We start from the raw sequence: 889 nt of genomic DNA, 5'->3' as shown, positions 1-889 counted from the left end.
GCCCGCTGTCCCCTTCGCCGGCCAGCCCGTCCCAGGTCGTCTCGCCAAGGCGGATGTCCCGCAGCTTGTGCGGGCCGGCCAGCACATGCACCGCTTCGGCGAGCTCGTCCTGGCCGACCAGCTCGATCACCGGCTGACTGGCGAATGGCGGGTACACGCGCCGCGTGCCGATGACGCGCGGCACGGAGGCGTTTGGCTGGAGCACGTTGCCCTGCAGGGAGGCCGGATCGAGCGCCGCACCGGTCCCGTCCGGCGTTGCATCGGCACCGCGCGTCGGCGGTGCGGCGATGGCCGAAATGACCAGCGAGCCGACGATGCCGACGCTTGTCGCGATCAGCTTGGCGCCGAGTGACCCCGCCGCGAGCCCGAGCGCGGGAATACCGGCCGAGGCGATGCCGGCGGTGGCGAATGTCAGGGCGATGGCCGCGACGACGGCGAGGATCTGCTTGCCGCCCCGGCCGCCCTCGCGCACCGGCGCATGGAAGGTGACATGGATGCTGCGGCCGGCCGCAGTGCCGGCCTTGGGGCGCACGTGCCGCCACATGGCGCGCGGCACCGGCTCGCCGTCGATGGTCACGACGCCCGTGGCGCCGAAATCGGGGGGCAGGTAGTCGGCCTGCGCCACGATCTCCGCCACCGACAGGCCCTGCGGCCACAGGTCCACCCTCGGCGAGCCCAGAGCCATCGGCGCGCGCCAGATCGTCGCTAGATGTGCCGGCCGGTCAGCCGGTGCCGCCTGAAGCATGCGATCCTCTCGCGTACGGTGAAATGAGTGAGGGGGACGATGATTGCGTCGCAGGCCGCCTCGACATGCAGCACGTGGCCGGGATCGACCAGGACGCCGACATGCCCCGTGCGCGATCCGCCGGACAGGCGCATCACGCACACG

At 72.3% G+C, this 889-nt stretch carries 1 protein-coding gene and 1 pseudogene; both read right to left on the bottom strand.

Features of this window, described 5'->3' with window-relative positions; genetic code table 11:
* Positions 1-745, bottom strand: a pseudogene (locus TSB10P1A_RS00735) (hypothetical protein); the annotation flags it as partial.
* On the bottom strand, positions 706-889 hold a 184-nt coding region (locus TSB10P1A_RS00730), incomplete at its 5' end, for a hypothetical protein (RefSeq protein WP_186385991.1). The pseudogene TSB10P1A_RS00735 and the gene TSB10P1A_RS00730, both read right to left, overlap by 40 nt.

Source organism: Stappia sp. TSB10P1A (assembly GCF_900185725.1).
Taxonomy (GTDB): domain Bacteria; phylum Pseudomonadota; class Alphaproteobacteria; order Rhizobiales; family Stappiaceae; genus Stappia.
The sequence above is the reverse complement of the archived record's forward strand: the minus strand, read 5'-3'. Positions and strand labels throughout refer to the sequence as shown.